This is a genomic window from Streptomyces apricus (genome assembly GCF_008369065.1).
In the GTDB taxonomy this organism is placed as follows: Bacteria; Actinomycetota; Actinomycetes; order Streptomycetales; family Streptomycetaceae; genus Streptomyces; species Streptomyces apricus.
The window spans coordinates 697-1,313 of record NZ_VDFC01000096.1; the positions used below are offsets into that span (position 1 = coordinate 697).

General features: G+C 77.4%; 1 protein-coding gene. It reads left to right on the plus strand.

All coding sequences use genetic code 11. From position 1 onward, the window contains the following. Positions 1 to 257: SIP domain-containing protein (locus FGF04_RS37640; protein ID WP_149515890.1), on the plus strand; the 257-nt coding region annotated here is incomplete at its 5' end. Positions 258 to 617: the final 360 nt, after the last annotated feature.

The following is a 617-nucleotide window of genomic DNA, read 5'->3' on the forward strand; positions in this document are numbered from 1 at the left end:
GGGGCACGGACGGCCTGCCCCTGCGGGTGGACCCGGTCCGACACGACCTCCRTGCGGTCCCCCGTCTCGACCGGGGCGCGCACCTCGTGGCCCGGGTGCGGGCGGCCGCGCCAGAGCTGCTGGCGGAGACGGCCGACCCATACGTCTGGATCGCCTGCGACACGGCGACGACCCGGTCGCTGTCGGCGTACTTCCGCAAGGAACTGGCCCTGCCGAAGCAGCGGGTGAACGCGCTGGGGTACTGGCGGGCGACTTGAACGCACGCGTGCCCGGTCCCCGGGCGCACGGGGATCCGCACGCGGCGCCGACGGAATCCGCCGTAGGCCAAGTGGGCGGTTCTCGCGGTGCGGCCGGTGCACCCGGTGCCCCCGCCGGGGACATGCTCCTCGATGAGGCCCCACCGGTTCGTCCCGCGCACACCGAGCCACCCGGGCCGGGCCACGCGGACCGCCCGGACCGCTCGAGCCGCTCGGACCGCCTGGCCTGTCCAGCCTGTCTGGGCGGCCCGGGCCGCCCACGCCAGCCAGACCACCTGGACTGCCCGGGCCGCCCGAGCCGCCTGGGCCGATGACGCTGTTGGGCCCGTCCGACCTGCCCGGGGCCCCGCCCGGCGCCCC